Source organism: Pelagibacterium sp., assembly GCF_048264985.1.
Lineage (GTDB): Bacteria > Pseudomonadota > Alphaproteobacteria > Rhizobiales > Devosiaceae > Pelagibacterium.
This window is the reverse complement of record NZ_JBLXCL010000001.1, coordinates 815,100-831,501: the sequence shown is the minus strand read 5'-3', so window position 1 is coordinate 831,501 and position 16,402 is coordinate 815,100. Positions and strand designations below refer to the sequence as shown.

17 protein-coding genes and 2 riboswitches are annotated in these 16,402 nt (G+C 57.1%); of the genes, 6 read left to right on the top strand and 11 right to left on the bottom strand.

Going from position 1 to position 16,402, the window contains the following annotated elements; genetic code table 11:
• The first annotated feature begins 11 nt into the window (after nucleotides 1-11).
• The 5 genes from ACN0TA_RS04135 to ACN0TA_RS04115 all read left to right on the top strand — a co-directional run bounded on the left by ACN0TA_RS04135 (nucleotide 12) and on the right by ACN0TA_RS04115 (nucleotide 2,708).
• Nucleotides 12-785, top strand: a complete 774-nt coding sequence (locus tag ACN0TA_RS04135; RefSeq protein WP_417580092.1) for a F0F1 ATP synthase subunit A — start codon at nucleotides 12-14, stop codon at nucleotides 783-785.
• A 47-nt stretch (nucleotides 786-832) separates the two neighbouring features.
• The gene (locus ACN0TA_RS04130) at nucleotides 833-1,060 is read left to right on the top strand and encodes a F0F1 ATP synthase subunit C (RefSeq protein WP_090593351.1); all 228 of its coding nucleotides are present in this window, start codon (nucleotides 833-835) and stop codon (nucleotides 1,058-1,060) included.
• Nucleotides 1,061-1,165: 105 nt separating this feature from the next.
• Nucleotides 1,166-1,795, top strand: coding sequence for a F0F1 ATP synthase subunit B (locus tag ACN0TA_RS04125; protein ID WP_417580090.1), 630 nt, complete (start codon nucleotides 1,166-1,168; stop codon nucleotides 1,793-1,795).
• Between the two features lie 6 nt (nucleotides 1,796-1,801).
• Nucleotides 1,802-2,284: an ATP F0F1 synthase subunit B gene (locus ACN0TA_RS04120; RefSeq protein WP_417580088.1), complete on the top strand. Its 483-nt coding sequence runs from the start codon at nucleotides 1,802-1,804 to the stop codon at nucleotides 2,282-2,284.
• Between the two features lie 73 nt (nucleotides 2,285-2,357).
• Nucleotides 2,358-2,708: a RidA family protein gene (locus ACN0TA_RS04115; RefSeq protein ID WP_417580086.1), complete on the top strand. Its 351-nt coding sequence runs from the start codon at nucleotides 2,358-2,360 to the stop codon at nucleotides 2,706-2,708.
• Nucleotides 2,709-2,769: 61 nt separating this feature from the next.
• On the opposite strand, the gene ACN0TA_RS04110 is transcribed toward ACN0TA_RS04115, so the two are convergent.
• From ACN0TA_RS04110 to ACN0TA_RS04075, 8 genes are all read right to left on the bottom strand, one after another.
• Entirely contained in the window at nucleotides 2,770-3,819 is a 1,050-nt protein-coding gene (locus ACN0TA_RS04110) for a DUF2332 domain-containing protein (RefSeq protein WP_417580084.1), read from the bottom strand.
• Nucleotides 3,820-3,914: 95 nt separating this feature from the next.
• The gene (gene gcvPB, locus ACN0TA_RS04105; RefSeq protein WP_417580082.1) at nucleotides 3,915-5,465 is read right to left on the bottom strand and encodes an aminomethyl-transferring glycine dehydrogenase subunit GcvPB; all 1,551 of its coding nucleotides are present in this window, start codon (nucleotides 5,463-5,465) and stop codon (nucleotides 3,915-3,917) included.
• Complete coding sequence (gene gcvPA, locus ACN0TA_RS04100; RefSeq protein ID WP_417580080.1) at nucleotides 5,462-6,802, bottom strand: aminomethyl-transferring glycine dehydrogenase subunit GcvPA; 1,341 nt, start codon at nucleotides 6,800-6,802, stop codon at nucleotides 5,462-5,464. Before gcvPA ends, gcvPB begins: the two co-directional genes overlap by 4 nt.
• Before the next feature lie 75 nt (nucleotides 6,803-6,877).
• Nucleotides 6,878-7,243 (bottom strand): glycine cleavage system protein GcvH, encoded by a 366-nt coding sequence (gcvH, locus tag ACN0TA_RS04095; protein WP_417580078.1) that lies wholly within the window; start codon nucleotides 7,241-7,243, stop codon nucleotides 6,878-6,880.
• Between the two features lie 18 nt (nucleotides 7,244-7,261).
• A complete protein-coding gene (gene gcvT / locus ACN0TA_RS04090; RefSeq protein WP_417580076.1) occupies nucleotides 7,262-8,407 on the bottom strand; it encodes a glycine cleavage system aminomethyltransferase GcvT in 1,146 nt (381 codons plus the stop codon).
• Between the two features lie 66 nt (nucleotides 8,408-8,473).
• A riboswitch (glycine riboswitch) is annotated at nucleotides 8,474-8,586 on the bottom strand.
• Between the two features lie 85 nt (nucleotides 8,587-8,671).
• A riboswitch (glycine riboswitch) is annotated at nucleotides 8,672-8,766 on the bottom strand.
• 34 nt (nucleotides 8,767-8,800) lie between these two features.
• Nucleotides 8,801-9,379 (bottom strand): hypothetical protein, encoded by a 579-nt coding sequence (locus ACN0TA_RS04085; protein WP_417580074.1) that lies wholly within the window; start codon nucleotides 9,377-9,379, stop codon nucleotides 8,801-8,803.
• Nucleotides 9,380-9,384: 5 nt separating this feature from the next.
• Nucleotides 9,385-9,876 carry a peroxiredoxin gene (locus tag ACN0TA_RS04080; protein ID WP_417580072.1) on the bottom strand — a complete coding sequence of 164 codons (492 nt, stop codon included), beginning with the start codon at nucleotides 9,874-9,876 and terminating at the stop codon, nucleotides 9,385-9,387.
• 162 nt (nucleotides 9,877-10,038) lie between these two features.
• Nucleotides 10,039-10,830 carry a protein-disulfide reductase DsbD domain-containing protein gene (locus ACN0TA_RS04075; RefSeq protein WP_417580070.1) on the bottom strand — a complete coding sequence of 264 codons (792 nt, stop codon included), beginning with the start codon at nucleotides 10,828-10,830 and terminating at the stop codon, nucleotides 10,039-10,041.
• 134 nt (nucleotides 10,831-10,964) lie between these two features.
• On the opposite strand from ACN0TA_RS04075, the gene ACN0TA_RS04070 reads away from it, so the two are divergent.
• A complete protein-coding gene (locus ACN0TA_RS04070; RefSeq protein WP_417580068.1) occupies nucleotides 10,965-11,543 on the top strand; it encodes a YqgE/AlgH family protein in 579 nt (192 codons plus the stop codon).
• A 13-nt stretch (nucleotides 11,544-11,556) separates the two neighbouring features.
• Here ACN0TA_RS04070 and ACN0TA_RS04065 read toward each other — a convergent pair whose 3' ends face one another.
• The 3 genes from ACN0TA_RS04065 to ACN0TA_RS04055 form a co-directional block, all read right to left on the bottom strand.
• Entirely contained in the window at nucleotides 11,557-14,457 is a 2,901-nt protein-coding gene (locus ACN0TA_RS04065) for an EAL domain-containing protein (protein ID WP_417580066.1), read from the bottom strand.
• 74 nt (nucleotides 14,458-14,531) lie between these two features.
• The gene (locus ACN0TA_RS04060) at nucleotides 14,532-15,128 is read right to left on the bottom strand and encodes a GNAT family N-acetyltransferase (RefSeq protein ID WP_417580064.1); all 597 of its coding nucleotides are present in this window, start codon (nucleotides 15,126-15,128) and stop codon (nucleotides 14,532-14,534) included.
• A gap of 12 nt (nucleotides 15,129-15,140) precedes the next feature.
• Nucleotides 15,141-16,400, bottom strand: coding sequence for a M16 family metallopeptidase (locus ACN0TA_RS04055; protein WP_417580062.1), 1,260 nt, complete (start codon nucleotides 16,398-16,400; stop codon nucleotides 15,141-15,143).
• Nucleotides 16,401-16,402: the final 2 nt, after the last annotated feature.

Genomic DNA, 16,402 nt, shown 5'->3' with positions numbered 1-16,402 from the left:
GCTTTAGAACCTTGGCGAACGATCCGATTCACCAATTTGTCATCTATGACATCTTCACCTTCGGGACCATCGGCGGCGACGGCACCGAAGGGAGCGGCATAACGCTCTCTTTTACGAACTCATCGTTGTTCATGGTTTTGACCACGATCACGATCTGCGTGTATCTTATCCTGTCCACGCGTGGACGCGGGTTGGTTCCTAACCGCTGGCAGCTGACCAGCGAGATGGCCTACGAATTTGTGGCCAATATGGTGCGAAGTGGCGCCGGAACCGAAGGTATGAAGTTTTTCCCCTTCGTGTTCTCGCTGTTCACTTTCATCTTTATCGGGAACATGTTCGGCATGATCCCTTACTTCTACACCTTCACCAGCCAGATCATCGTGACCTTCGCGCTTGCCATGCTGGTTATGACCGTTGTTGTGGCCTATGGCTTCATCAAGAACGGGCCGAAATTCCTCAAGCTCTTCGTGCCTTCGGGCGTGCCGGGTTACATCGTTCCGATCGTGACGCCGATCGAGGTTATCTCGTTCCTCTCGCGTCCCATTTCGCTCTCGGTGCGTTTGTTCGGAAACATGCTGGCTGGCCACATTACACTTAAAGTGTTCACCGGCTTCGTTGTTTCGCTTGCGTCCCTCGGGGCCGTAGGCATCGCAGGTGCCGTGCTGCCGCTCATCATGGGCGTAGCAATCACAGCTCTCGAATTCATGGTGTCCGCGGTTCAGGCTTATGTCTTCGCCGTTCTGACCTCCATGTACCTCAACGATGCGATCCATCCTTCGCATTGATATCCACTAGACCTCGTTAAGTTCCAAAGCTTCGAAAGGATCACAAAATGGAAGCTGAAGCCGCAAAGTACATCGGTGCAGGCATTGCATGTTTCGGTATGGCCGGCGCCGCCATTGGCGTGGCCAACATCTTCGGGAGTTTCCTGTCGGGTGCCCTGCGCAACCCGTCGGCTGCCCCTAGCCAATCCGGCAACCTGATTTTCGGCTTCGCCGTGACCGAAGCTCTGGGCATCTTTTCGTTCCTGGTTGCCCTTCTGCTCCTGTTCGCGGTCTAATTGATCGTCGACAGCACATTTGAAGGCGGTCGGAGCACGCTTCGGCTGCCTTGCCATGTGTCGGCATTGGCCGGCACACCAGACTTTTCAATTGGCGGATAGCGCATGATTAGCCAGGTCCAGGCACAGGAAACAGCACTCGAAGAGGCCGTTGAGCCGCTCGAGGACCACATCATTTCGCTCGAAGATTCTCCCGACGGCGAAACCCATGAGGTCATCGGCGCAGATGGCGAAGCACACGTCTCTGGCGTGTTTCCTCCGTTCGATGCCACGACATACCCCTCTCAGCTCTTGTGGCTGGCCATTACCTTCGCCGCGCTTTATTTCGTCATGAAAAAGCTTGCGCTGCCCCGGATTGGCGAAATCCTTGAAGAACGCCGCGACCGGATCGAAGGCGATCTGGCCGAAGCCGAACGCCTGCGCCAGAAAACGGATCAGGCCATCGCGTCTTACGAGGCCGCACTGGCTGAAGCCCGTTCAAACGCACACACGATCGCCGAAGCGGCCCGTGCGGAGAATAAGACAAAGCTCGATACAGCTCGTACCAAGGTCGAAACCAACCTGGCCAAGAAAGTTGCATCTGCTGAAGAGCGGATTGCTGCAACCAAGGCAGAGGCAATGGGACACGTCGACGAGATCGCCGCAGACACCGCTCAGGCTGTCGTCGCTCAGCTGGTCGGCAAAGTGCCGGTTAAAGCTGCACGCGATGCCGTCGCCAAGGCCAGCAAGGAGTAGTCCGACATGGAACTCGATGCCACATTCTGGGCGTTTATCTCGCTGCTGATTTTCATTGGGATCGTGATCTACTTCAAGGTCCCGGGCATGATCACCAAGACGCTCGACACGCGCATTGCAAAGATCGAAGCCGATCTTGATGAAGCCAAGCGTCTGCGTGAGGAAGCACAGGCCCTTCTGGCGGAATATGAGCGCAAGCGCAAAGCCGCCGAAAGCGAAGCTGAAGAGATCGTCGCCGCCGCTCAGGAAGAAGCTGAGCGTATGACTGCGGAAGCCGAAGCTTCACTCGAAGACATGGTCGCCCGCCGCACCAAAGCTGTAGAAGACAAGATAGCCCAGGCCGAGGCCCAGGCCCTTGCTGATGTTCGCGCTCGGTCTGCCGACGTCGCCATCGAAGCCGCGCGGCTTATTCTTGCCGATCAGGTCAAGGACAGTGGCGGCGCATTGGTCGATCAGTCAATCAAAGACGTTGCAAGCCGGCTTAACTAGAGCCGATAGACAATGTCGAGTTTGCGGGCCCTACGGGGCCCGTTTTCACGTGAAGACAAGGGAACACCTCAGCATGACTATCGAACGCCTTAGTGCCGGCCCACGCATGAGCCAGGCCGTTAAACACGGCAACACTGTCTATCTCGCTGGACAAGTAGCAAAGGATGAATTCGCCACGATCGAAATCCAGACAGCGCAAGCCCTTGAGAAAATGGACGCGTTGCTTGCCGAAGCGGGAACGAGCAAGTCCAAGATTCTCTCGGTTCAGGTGTTGCTGACCAACATCGCCGACTTCTCGGCAATGAATTCGGTTTATGACAAATGGATAGACCCGGCCAATCCCCCGGCGCGCGCCTGTTATGAAGCGCGCCTGGCTTCACCGAATCTGCGGGTGGAAATCATCGCAGTGGCTGCTCTCGACTGAGTAAACCCGTAACCAGCGCATTCAAAAGCGGCCCTTGGATATTCTCCAGGGCCGCTTTTCTTTATGACCAGTCGACCCAGCGGCCATGGTAGTCGGTAAGACCTACGGTTTCTTTTTCTCCACCGGGCCAAACGGTTTGCTTGAGCACGGCCCCAGCGGGATGCCCCTCGGCTTCCATATACATCCAGACCAACGGCGCCTCCTGGGTCGCGACGGCACCCGCTGCTGCAAACGACTCGGCAATCCGCTCCTTTGTGGCATCGGGAAGGTATTGCCAAACGATGGTGTGGAAAAACACGCGTGCCACACCTGGCTTGGCGGTTTCTGCCAATTTGGCATCAACCCAATCGGCCGCATCCGCGCGATCTACTGCGTAGGGCCGTGATGCGGCAGCGGAAAGGGCTGCCGAGACCCGCCCGATGCGATTGTGCTGATCGGCCCAGATATAGGCAAGCTGTCGCTCGACACTCTCGGGCGTATGCGGATCCAGCGGATTACGATCGCAACCTTCCCGGCTGACAATCTCCAGCTCCGCTTCGAGCGGCGGAATATGGCCGCGCCACTCACTGTCGATATTGACCAATGCATTGCTCTCGCCCCATTCGCGGTCTTCGCCCAGAGCGTAATGATAGGTATCGAAAGCAAGATTAAGTCCTGCGCTGGCACCGATTTCGTAAAGCGCCAAACCCATCTTCAGCCTTTCGGCCAACCGCAAAGCCATGCCCAGCAGCGCTGAGGAGCGCATCACCTCATTGGTCTGGGGCGGGCTATCAAGAAAATCGTGAAGGAAGTCGTCGTGTTTTTCGATAGCTGTCGCGATAGCTTCCCAGAGCTGGTCCGGCTTTGCCTCAAGCGGCGGATACAAAGAGGCAAGTTCCCGCGCACGACCCGAGCGAACAAGGCCATGAAGCGCACCGGTAGCGCGCAACGCAATTGCATCAGCCCGGGCCGAATCGGGCCAGTTCAAAATTCGCGCGCCGAATCGAGACGAATCAGTGAGCCGCTCGGCGAGCAGATCACACAAATTGGCGGTGAATGGGGAGCCCAGACTTCGGCAGGCCTCGGCTTGAAACCGAAAGGTCTCAAGCACGTGGGGGTTCATATTCGACATTGACGCCCTCCGACTAGTACCGTCGAAGTTTAAGGGGTTTGGCGTGCCGATCAAAGGTGTTTTTGCCTCCCCACCGGTGGCGGGGAGGCCGATTGTTATTGCGCGGCCTGAAGCTTGTCAGCCGGTGCTGTCCATTTCAGCCTAGGCTGGCGGGCAGCACGGGTCTCATCAAGCCGTCGCAGCGGCGCCCGCATCGGCGCAGAAGTGAACCGTTCAGCATTGCCTGCACGCGCGTCTTCAGCAAGTTCACGCATCGTAGCTACAAAAACATCAAGGGTTTGGAGCGATTCGCTTTCGGTCGGTTCGATAAGCATGGCTCCATGTACGACCAGCGGGAAATACATGGTCATGGGATGAAAGCCCTCATCGATCATCGCTTTGGCGAAGTCGAGGGTCGACACTCCAGTTCCCTTTAAGAACTCGTCATCAAACAGCACTTCGTGCATGACAGGTTGGCCGTCGAAGGGCGCTGTGAACAGATCATCCAGACGCGCCTTGAGGTAGTTGGCATTGAGCACGGCATCGCGCGCTGCCTGGGCCAATCCATCTGCACCGTGACTGAGCATATAGGTCAGGGCACGGACATACATGCCCATTTGCCCGTGAAACGCTGTCAACCGCCCGAATGCCTGGCCGTCAGCATGTTCGACGAGATCGATCTTGTCGCCGTCCCTGCGCAGGAAGGGAACGGGCGCGAACGGCGCAAGCGCCTCGGAAAGCACAACGGGGCCGGAACCCGGCCCTCCCCCGCCGTGAGGCGTTGAGAACGTCTTGTGAAGGTTGATGTGCATGGCATCGATGCCGAGATCGCCGGGACGGACCACGCCCATGATCGCGTTGAAATTCGCGCCGTCACAATAGAAATATGCACCGGCTTCATGGACGGCAGCCGCGATCTCGATAATCTGCGACTCGAAAAGTCCGCAAGTGTTGGGATTTGTCAGCATGATCGCTGCAACGTCGTCGCTCAGCGCGGCCTTTACCGCTTCTACGTCGACAGTTCCGTTTTCATTGGCATCGATCGATTTAACCAAATAGCCGAGGAATGCCGCGGTTGCTGGGTTGGTACCGTGAGCGCTCTCTGGGACGAGCACGACCTTGCGGTGTCCCTGTCCTTTCGCCTCATGCGCCGCCTTGATAGCCATCATGCCGCACAGTTCGCCATGCGCACCAGCCTTGGGTGAAAGCGCGACCGCTGCGGTGTTGGTCAGCTCCATCAGCCAATGGCTGAGCTGCTCCATGACACCAAGCGCGCCCTTAACGGTGGACACAGGCTGCAGAGGATGAACGTCAGCAAAGCCGGGAAGCCGGGCCATCTTCTCATTGAGCCGGGGGTTGTGCTTCATCGTGCACGAGCCGAGCGGGTACATTCCTGAGTCGATCGAATAATTACGGCGCGACAGGCGAACATAATGGCGCATAGCTTCGGGCTCGGTCAGGCCGGGCAGATCAAGTTCACTCTTGCGGCGCAGACCGCCGAGCCGATCGTCTGAAACTTCGATGTCTGGAAGATCCACACCGGAATGATCGCGGTCGCCGATCTCAAAGAGCAATGGTTCTGCCGGAAGCAGGGCCGCTGGTCCCGCACTTGCTGCAGCGGTGCCAACGTTGGGTGCAGTTGGGCGCCCCTGGGTGTTCATGCTCATGCAATTTCTCCCTTCAAGGCATAGACAAGTGCGGAGATATCGGCGTCCGTAGTGAGTTCGGTTGCAGCCAGGATCATGAGATTTTCAACGTCCGGTTTTCCCGGCTCGAGACGGGAAACCGGCAGGCCGGCGAGAATACCTTTCGCAGCCAGCGCTTCAACCACGGGCGCGGCAGGTGAAGGCAGGCGCACTGTCATTTCGTTGAAAAATGTCTTGTTGAGCACAGAAATGCCGGCGCCTTCCAGCGCATCGGCGAGAGCTGCCGCCCGCGCATGGTTGAGCTTGGCAAGCCGTGTCAGCCCCCTCTCACCGAGAAGCGAAAGGTGAATGGTAAATGCAAGAGCGCACAGGCCAGCATTGGTGCAGATGTTCGATGTCGCCTTTTCGCGGCGTATATGTTGCTCACGAGTCGACAACGTCAAAACAAACCCGCGCTCTCCGTCCGCATCGACGGTTTCCCCGCACAAGCGGCCAGGCATCTGGCGCACAAACTTTTCGCGGCAAGCCAAAAGCCCAACATAAGGGCCACCAAATGTCAGCGGATTGCCCAGCGACTGCCCCTCGGCGACCACGATGTCGGCGCCAAGGGCTCCGGGCGCTTCAAGAAGCCCAAGCGAGATAATCTCAGTGACCACAACGATCAGCAGCGCGCCCTTTTCATGGGCCGCTTCGGCCAATGCTGAAACATTGCGCAGATGACCATAAAAATCTGGGGTCTGGATGACGATTGCAGCCGTGTCGTCGTCGATGCGGTCCACGATATCGCCCTGCCCTTCAGGTGAAGGCGAAAGGCATTCCAGGCCATCTTCTCCGGCAAGATAGGTCATAACCGTATCGCGATACTGCGGATGCAGACCGCCGGAGAGAAAAACCTTGTTCTTGCGCGTGATGCGGCGGGCCATCAGCACGGCCTCGGCCGTTGCTGTCGAGCCGTCATACATCGAGGCGTTGGCGACATCCATACCGGTCAGATTTGCGACCTGTGTCTGGAACTCGAAAAGCATCTGGAGGGTGCCCTGCGAGATTTCTGGCTGGTAGGGCGTGTATGCGGTGAGCCATTCCGAGCGCTGGATCAGATGATCGACCGTAGCCGGAACGTGGTGCCGGTAAGCGCCCGCCCCGACAAAGAAGGGCCCATCGCCGGCCGCATGGTTGGACTTGGCCAGCCCACGCATATGTGCCTCGACGGCAAATTCGGGCTGATGGTCCGGCAGATCCGGGCTAAACGTGCCGAGGACGGATTTGGGCACCGCGGCGAACAAATCATCGATAGAAGACGCACCGATGGTGGACAGCATATGCTGTCGATCGGCAGCGGAATGGGGGAGGTAGCGCATCGCGGCTCCGGTTCAGGGCGTTTCCAGAAAAGTTGCCGTTGAGCCATAAGGCGCAAGAGCGACAATCAAAAAGCGTTAGGCCGTGTGATCGGCGTAGGCGGCTTCATCCATAAGGGCTTCAAGTTCAGCATCATCGGAGAGCTCAAGCTTGAAAATCCAACCGGCTGCCGCCGGATCGGAATTGATGAGACCAGGTTCGTCGGACAGGGCGTCATTGACTTCGGTCACGGTGCCGGACACTGGAGCGTAAATCTCCGAAGCAGCCTTGACCGATTCAACGACTGCGACTTCGTCGCCCTTTTTGAACGTCGTACCGACTGTCGGCAGTTCGACAAAAACGATGTCGCCAAGCTGTTCCTGGGCGAAGGCGGAAATGCCTACAGTGCCTGTCTTGCCTTCGGCGCGGACGTATTCGTGATCTGTTGTGTAGCGTGTCGTCATTGTGAGGTTCCTTCTGGATCAGGCCGGTTTGCGATAATAGCGCTGGGGAACAAACGGCATTTTGGCGACGGTGCCAGCGATCGGCCTACCCCGCACCATAGCTGTTACATGTTCGCCTTCACGGGCGATTTCTGCGGGCACGTAGCCCATGGCAATCGAGGCTTGCGCAGTGGGCGCAAATGTCCCGGATGTGATCTTTCCGATAACGGTGCCACTGTTATCAACGAGTTCTGCACCTTCACGTACAGGCTGGCGGCCCTCGAAACGTATCCCGACACGCTTATCATCGGCACCTTCGGCCAGACGCTTCATGATAGCCTCGGCGCCAGTAAAACCGCCTTCGGTGCGTCGGCGCTTGCCAATGGCAAAGAGCAGGCCGGCCGATACCGGGTCGACACTATCGGTCATGTCGTGGCCGTAGAGGCACAATCCAGCTTCCAAGCGAAGGCTGTCGCGAGCGCCCAGCCCGGCCGGCTCGACCAGCGAATTGGCGATCAAAAGATCAAACAGGGCCGGTGCATGCTCGTTGGCGACCGAAAGCTCAAAGCCATCTTCGCCGGTATAGCCCGAGCGTGAAACATCGACGACAATGCCTCCGATCCGCGTCGGTCCTGCCTGCATAAAGCCAAGCTTTTCGGTAATGTCCGAGTGCTTGGCAAGAACTTCGGCGGCACGTGGCCCCTGCAACGCGATCAGCGCATGACCATCGCGGAGATCGAACGTCACATCAGCAGGCGCCCTGGTCTTGATAAACTCGAGATCGTGATGCTTGCGCGCAGCATTGACGACCATATACATCACACCATCAGGCTCCTGACCTTCGGCAGGTCGAGTGATGATGAGATCGTCTTCAATTCCGCCCTGATCGTTGAGAAGAACGGTATAGCGCATCTGTCCGGGTTGGAGGGAAACCAGATCGGCTGGCGTAATCGCTTCTAGCGCGGCAATAGTGGTTGCGTGATCAGGTCCGGTAATAACCACCTGCCCCATGTGGGAAACATCGAACAGGCTGGCCGCCTGTCTTGTGTGGTTATGCTCAGCTACGATCCCGGCATACTGGACTGGCAGCGCATAGCCGCCGAACTCCACTATCCTGCCGCCGACGGCGACGTGCCGTTCGTAAAGCGCCGTTCTAAGCAAATCGGTCTGGGCCTGGGGGGCCATATGAGTCTCTCCGGGTTACGCGATGGACGGCACCACACGACGACGCACAGTAATGCATCGTAACGTAGTGCCCCCTCTGTCGGTCAACCTGAGAGATTTCCCGGGCGGCTTGCTTGCCACAAAACCCGGCTACACCCGTCGGTGGGAAGCATGTGCTTCCGCTTTCCAGAGTTTTGGTCGGCACCAGCCTGTTCACACAGAACGCGCCCGACCTCTTTCGCCTGTCCCACTATCAAAAGGCGACATTCGCCTTATGGCAATAGTCCAGGCTCAGCGGTCCCTTGTGCCTGAGAGGTTCCGGGGCGGTTGCTCCTTCGGCGCCCTGACTCGAGGGCCAGGATCTCTTCCGCTGATGGCCGGACCATGTAAGAAAGTCCCGCCCTCGTCAATCTGCTAGTTATCAAAGCCCACGAAAATGGTTATCTGCTCGCCGCCCACATAAGGTATGGCGACATTTTCCACAGTCTTGCTGAATTCATTGGCGCTCGACGAACTGGCCGCGACCGGGACGTCATAACGCTCCGAAAAAACGGCAAGCCCATCGCGCTGTACCGCAAAGCGCAGTGGCATCGTGATGTTTCCGTCTCCCCCCGAGGGCCCGATGATGACCCGACCCACAGCCCCCATGCGCACAGTGATGATGCCATTGGACACAACACAATTGCGCGAAACTCTATCAAGGACGCCTTGATAACGCAGAGCGCTTGCATCGGACGTCCGATTGCCCGCATAGGTGCGATAGAACTCGGCACCTTCGAGAATGCGGATCGGCGGACATTCGGTTGCAATGGCCGGCAACGCGCCGCTGGCAGCTTGGGCCACCTGGGTCTGGCTGGCATTTACATTGGCGTAGCTGGCATCGTCGCTACCGCCAAACATCGACCCCATTGAACAGCCGGCGAGAAGAACAGCCATGGCCGTGCCCGCCGCCAAACGCAAAACCGAACCCACCATGATCCCCTTCACTCTCATTTGGCTCAAGCCTCCAGCGCTTCTAGCATGGCCGGCGCGCCCGAGCTGGTGACCTCGCCCGGCGCTCCTTCGACATTGACGCGTTCGACAACTCCGTCTCGGATCAGCAGCGAGGCGCGATTGAACCGCATCCCCAACCCTCCACCGGTCAAATCTCGTTCCAATCCCAGGGCATTGGCAAGTTCACCCAAACCGTCAGCAATAAATTCGATCTGCCCGAGCGCGCCGGTCGCTTCGGCCCAGGCTTTTACCACGTGATGATCGTTGACGGTGCCACACACGATTTTGTCGACCCCGGCGGCCATAAGCTTTTCGGCTGCTGCAATATAGCCGGGAAGATGGTTGAGGTGGCAGGTGGGCGTGAACGCACCGGGGACTGTGAAAAACACGACAGTTCCATTGCCCAATATATCGGCGCTTGTCGCATCAGCGACACCGCTTTCGGTGACGTGTTTTACCTGCACCGAAACAATTTTCTGGCCGGGTTGAATGGTCATGGGCGTCCTCACGCTAATATAGACAGACACAGGATGAATCGGGCGGGACTAAGGTTGACCGCTCATCGCATTGAAATCGGATCTCGACTTTCATAGGAGAATTCTCGACATCCGTCGAGGTTTGCGGGGAAGCTTTGGACGCTATTGGCCGAAGCTGCCGGCTCAATCCAGCAGCCGGGTGATCTCGAAGGGTCCGCTCTCGTTTTCGAAGGTGAAATGGGCCACGGCACCACGCAGTGTTTCGGGCCCTGAGCGGCCCAACAAGGCAAACGACAGCTGCCCCGGCGCAATGAGTTCAGGCTTGCCAAAAACGAGGGTGGTGTTGGCAATATCGGCAATCATCGAGGCATGGTCGAAGCCGGGATCGAGGAGGGCAACTGTGATCGCCTCGGTCGACATATCAAAACTTGCATCGCCCAATATGTCCGCGCCATCATGGGGTAGCGGAACATTGGCCAATGCTTGTCCGATCCGATGTTGGTTTGAGCTGTCTGGCATATCAAGCGCGGGGGCAAGCTCAAGACTGACATTTGCCGGTACACAGATATCAGAACAGATGCCCATCGTGATTTCGGCAACGAGAGAGGGGCTATTGTCGCTGACGGTGACCGCGAGCGGCAAGAGGACATGGCCGTAGAACGCATGATCGAGATAGCCGTCAGTGATTTCGCGCGTTGGATAGGGCCAGGCAATTTGTACGCTGTCGATACCACTGGATCGTGCAATATCGAAAATCAGAGGCAATCCTGTCTCGCCGGGCACACGCCAGTAGGTCTTGGTATCGGCGGGCATATCGATGTCCAGCCCCATCCACACGATGCCATCCGCATCAGGCACGCCGGATGAGACAAGGCGTACAGAAACGTCGGGGGCGACCTCCACCCAAGCGGTTTCTTCGGCAGCGCCCGTTGCGACGAGCGCAAAGGTCATGATGGTGGCGATCGCAAATTTCATGAGTAAAGTCATTAATCGAGAGCGCAGGAATGGGAAAGATACGTTTGATCATCGCTTCGTGATCGTTGGGGATTTGAAACCCAGCGGGAAGTCTTTACGTTCATAGAAGGGCGGGAATAGAAAGTGAGTTGATTATGGACACACTCAAAGGACAGTTCCTCGTCGCAACCCCCGATATAGGCGACGAACGGTTTGCCGAAGCCGTCATATATCTTGTCGCGCATGGCGATGATGGCGCCATGGGGCTGGTCGTCAATCAACCCATGGATGATCTCAACCTTTCCGACATTCTTGCCGAGATCGATCTCGACGACGAGGAAGATGCCATTCGCATCCCCGAAAGACTTCTGCGGCAAAGCGTATTCAAGGGCGGCCCCGTCGACGCCAGCCGGGGCTTCGTATTGCACACATCTGACTACTTCCGGGACGGCAACTCATTTGCAGTTGATGGCGAGGTTTGCCTGACCGCAACCCTGGATGTGTTACGGGCCATGATGTCGGGCAACGGTCCAGATGCAAGCCTGCTTGCGCTGGGCTATTGCGAATGGACCGCCGGACAACTTGAGGACGAGCTTCGCACTAATGGCTGGCTGACGGCAGCATCATCCAAAGAGCTGTTATTCTCGCTTCCGGCGAGCAAGAAATACGAGGCAGCGCTTGCCGCACTGGGAGTGACCCGCGCGACGTTGAGCCCTGTAGCCGGAAACGCCTAAACTTTATTAGTCGTTATTTTCCCGAAATCTGGGACTGTAGGCGTTTGAGAAGTTCGGGGCCTGGCATGGCAGCTCCGAACGCAAAACCTTGAGCGTAACGGCAATTGAGGCTTTTGAGCCGGGCAATTTCGTCTTCGGTTTCCACGCCTTCAGCAATCATCGCCAGATCGAGTTCCCGCGCCAAGCCAATCACTGAATTGATGATCGGAATTTGGGTCCGTGAGATGCCGCTATCATCCCGGATTTGTACGAATGACGCCGGCAGCTTGATAGTGTCGAAGGGAAATCTATGGAGATAAGAGAGCGAAGAATATCCTGTTCCAAAATCGTCCAGCGCCAAGCCCAACCCAAGCTCCTTGAAGGCCTCGAGCATGTAGACAGCGTGTTCGGGATTTCCCATTACCTGGCTTTCGGTAATTTCGAGCTTCATGTGCCCTGCAACCGATTTGTGCTGTGCGACAAGCGATTTCATGTCGTTTAGTAGCGTTTCGCTGGATAGTTGGGCCGCCGAAAGATTGACCGAAACAAAAAAGTCATCGGGCAACCGAACTGCAGCAATCCATTGGCGCGTCTGTTCAGCAGCCTCTTCGAAGGCTAGCCGTCCCAGCTTTTCGATCTGACCGGTACGTTCGGCAAGTGGAATAAACGCCGACGGGCTAACCTGACCGCGTTCTGGGTGATTCCAACGCATCAATGCCTCGGCCCCAACGATCTTATTGTCGTTCTGAATATCGACGATAGGTTGATAGAGAAGCTGCAGGTCACGCCGATCCAGCGCTTCCTTGAGATCATCTTCCATCGCCTGTGCGTAAACTGCGATCGAACGCGTGGCCGCCCGGAATGCCTCTATTCTGTCGCCGCCGTGCCGTTTTGCGTAGTGCATGGCAAGCTCGGCGTCGCGCAATACATCCTCAGCCTTGGCGGGCTTATTGTCATAAATTGTGATGCCAATGGAGGCTGTCAGCGTCATATCCCGATCGCCGAAGTTGAACGGATTACGCAGGGCCTTGCGCATCTGTTCGCCGATGTCGGCAATCTTTGAAGCAGATTGTTCAGAAAGCAAGACGACAGCAAACTGATCACCCGAAACGCGAGCGAGCGTATCGAGTGGCCGCAAAAGACGCGACAGGCGACGTGAGACGGCGAGTAACAACGAGTCGGCGGCCATGTGCCCGATCCGCTCATCGATATCGGTGAACTTGTCGAGGTCGATGAGAAAGACCGCCGGTTTGACCTCACTAAATTCGCGCGAGCGTAGGAGCGCCCGTTCGAGACGATCCAGAAAGAGCTGTCGGTTGGGAAGGCCGGTCAAACTGTCGTGAATTGCGTCGTGAAGCAGACGGTCGCGGCCAGCACGCTCATCGGTTACATCCTGCAGAGTGCCAACTATGCGGTTGACCTGCCCGTCGCCGCCCAAGACCGGTTTGACCCGCATGCGGAAGGCGCGATAGCTGCCATCGAACCCAGCGATACGCATATCGGAATTGACCTTTCCGCGTTTCAATTCGATCAGCGTATCAAGCGCGGTCCGAAACCGGTCGCGGTCCTCGGGATGAACACGATCGAGCCAGCGCTTTATGGCGCCGCGCAAGGCGCCCTTGCGTTCGCCGAGTCTGACGGCCAGTTCGTCGGAGACGTTCACACGATCTCGGTCGATGTTCCAGTCGAAGACAAAATCGCCCGAACCAGTCATGGCGAGTGCTCGACGTTCAACCTCGGAAAGCGCCCCAATCGAGACCTGCCCATCCGAAAAGGCATGTTGGACTGCTGTAAAGCCGAGCAACATAACGATCAGGACCAGTCCGCCAGCAATTGCCGACTGCGCAATATCGTTTGATACCTGCCCCGAAACGACCATCCAGGCGTAGGTCAGCCAGGCGAGATAGATCACCCATGTGGGCACGAGAAGAACCGCGCGATCGTACCCTCGGATCGAGAGGAGCAGAACGAGAAACAACCCAACCAGCCCGATCAGGGCCAGCGAGGTGCGAGCGATGCCTGCAGCGAGGGCCGGGTTGAAAAAGGCATAGATAAACAAGGCGAGGAACACGGCCGAAAGCCCAAGCGCAACATGAGTGAACCTGAAATGCCATCGGTGCAGATTGAGGTAGATAAACAGGAACGCAAAAAGTGTTGTCGCCAGGGCGGCCTCCGCCGCCGCCCGGAAGGGCTGGATAAGTGCGTTGGACACACCGATCAGCGGGCCAAATATGCCGAAATCGATAAGGAGATAAGCAAGAACTGCCCAAGCGAGAAGCGCCGTTGCCGGAAAAACCCCCCTGCCCTTGACCACGAACATGATGGACAGGAACACGGCGGCCAGGCTCGAAATGCCCAGAACAGTTCCGCGGAAGAGCGTGAAAGAGTTCTTGTAGTCACGATAGGCATCCGGCTCCCAGAGATACAGCTCTGGCAGTGTTCCAGACTGCAATTCGGCGACCAGCGTCACGGTAGCACCCGGATCGATCACAACGTCAAATACGTCAGCTTCCGCATCGGGCACCCGTTCGGGACGCAGTCCGTGGCTAGGGGTCAGCGCAGTAATGCGGGCAGAGCCAAGATCGGGATGAAACACGCCCGAACCGGGCAACCGGAAATAGGGCGCGACAAGCAACCGTTCGATCTGCACGTCACTCTCGTTGCGCAGTGCGAACACCGCCCAATTCGGATTTGCGCCTTCGGTGATCGAAACAATCTCAATGCGGCGGATGATGCCGTCTTCACCGGGCGCTGTACTGATCTGCACACGGCCATTCTCGCCAGGCAGAACGTCAAGCGCTGCTCCCAGATTAACTGCATTGATGCCTTCGGGGATCGTGACAACTTCAAAGGCCGCAGCCCGCCCGGTCAAACCAGCCAGTGCCGCAAACAGCACAACCAGAAAGACAAGAAAACGAGCGGACTTAAACGGCATTAATCAATGATCCTAATTCAGTATCAAGTGGTAGCGGGATTTGGCGCCGTTTGGCAATCAAGCGAACACGGCTTTCAACCGGCGAGATCCTCGTAATGCTCTTTGGTAAGCGCATACAGCATGTGATCTCTCCACTCTCCATTGATCTGAAGGTAGTTCTCGGCAATTCCAATTTCGCGGAACCCATTTCCCGACAGGACGCGACGTGAAGCGACATTGTCGGGCAGGCAGGCTGCCTCGATACGGTGGAGGTTCAAACTGTCGAACACAAAAGGCAAGATCAGGGCAACGCCGCGCGTCATAATGCCCTTTCCCGCAAATTGTTCGCCCATCCAGTAGCCCAATGTGGCGTTTTGAAAGGCACGGCGCCGAATATTTGACAACGTCATGCCGCCGACAAGGGTGGAACGGGCGCTGCTCTGGACAAAAATAAAGAGCGAAAACTCTGTGCCATACAGCGCATCGCGGCGATTGCGCCGCACGCGAGCAGCAAAACTACGTGCAGAAAGTTCAGTTTCGGACCAGCGTGGCTCGAAAGGCGTTAGGAAGGTTCGGCTATCCAGACGCAATTTGCGCCAGGCACTGTGGTCGGTTTGGCGCGGCGATCGCAGAACAAGGCCATCACCAGTAATCTCAGGCGTGGTCTGGCGAATGGCCGCAAATGTAAACATTGGGCCGCAGCCTTATTTGAAGCTGTCCAGGATGCGCGAATAGTCGGGGATACCCTTTACCGGGCCGATGCCTGCAATTGAGGGCTTTGCCTGGGAAAACATCTGTCCCGCAACATGGCAAACGCGATCGGCATCGATTCGATTGATACGATCGACGGTTTCCTGAAGCTCGATAGGACGTCCCCAGAGGATCTGTTGCCGTGCCAGTTGTCCAGCGCGCGAAGCCGGGCTTTCGAGCGACATCAAAAGACCCGCCCTGATCTGAGCACGAACGCGGCTGACTTCAGCGTCTGTAATGTCGCGGGTCGCCTTCTGGAGCTCCTCAAGCATGACGGGCAAGAGCTCTTCCACGTCGTCGGCCCCGGTTGCCGCGGCCACGCCAAACACGCCGCTATCTGCGAAAGCCCAATGGAAGGCATAGACAGAATAGCAAAGGCCCCGCCGTTCGCGCACTTCCTGAAAAAGGCGCGAACTCATGCCGCCGCCGAGAATCGATGAGAGTATCTGAGCAGCGTAAAAACCGTCGGAATTGTAAGGTCGACCCTCGAGGCCCAAAACAATATGGGCCTGCTCGTGGTCGGAAATTTCTCTGAATTCACCGCCGACATAGTTCGCCTTTTCAGGTATTGGCGCGCCGGTCCGCTTGAGATGGTGAAAGCGATCGTTGGCGAGATCGACAAGTTCGTCATGATTGACGTTACCTGCAGCAGAAATCACCATCTGGTCGCCCACATAGTGTTGATCCATATAGTTGCGAATGGTCTCGGCGCTAAAGCCACGCACCGAACCCTCAGTACCCAGAATCGTGCGCCCTATGGCCTGATCGGGAAACGCGGCTTCCTGAAACAGGTCGAAGACGTGATCATCAGGATTGTCATGGGTCGCCCCGATTTCCTGGCAGATGACGCGTTGCTCACGGGCCAACTCATTCTCATCGAAAACTGAATTTTGCAGAATATCGGCAAGAATATCGGCTGCCAGGCCCACATCGTCCTTGAGAACGCGGGCAAAATACCCAGTGTGCTCGATCGAGGTTGCCGCGTTGATGTCACCACCCACCGATTCGATAGCTTCAGCGATTTCCCGCGCAGAACGCCGACTCGTCCCCTTGAACGCCATATGTTCGAGCAAATGGGATACGCCGTGTTGTTGAGCTGTTTCACTGCGCGAACCGGACTTGACCCAGACCCCCAGCGCCGCACTTTCGAGATGCGGCATGGCATCGGTGATAACGGTCATTCCATTATCGAGGGTCGTTGTGCGTACGGTCAAAA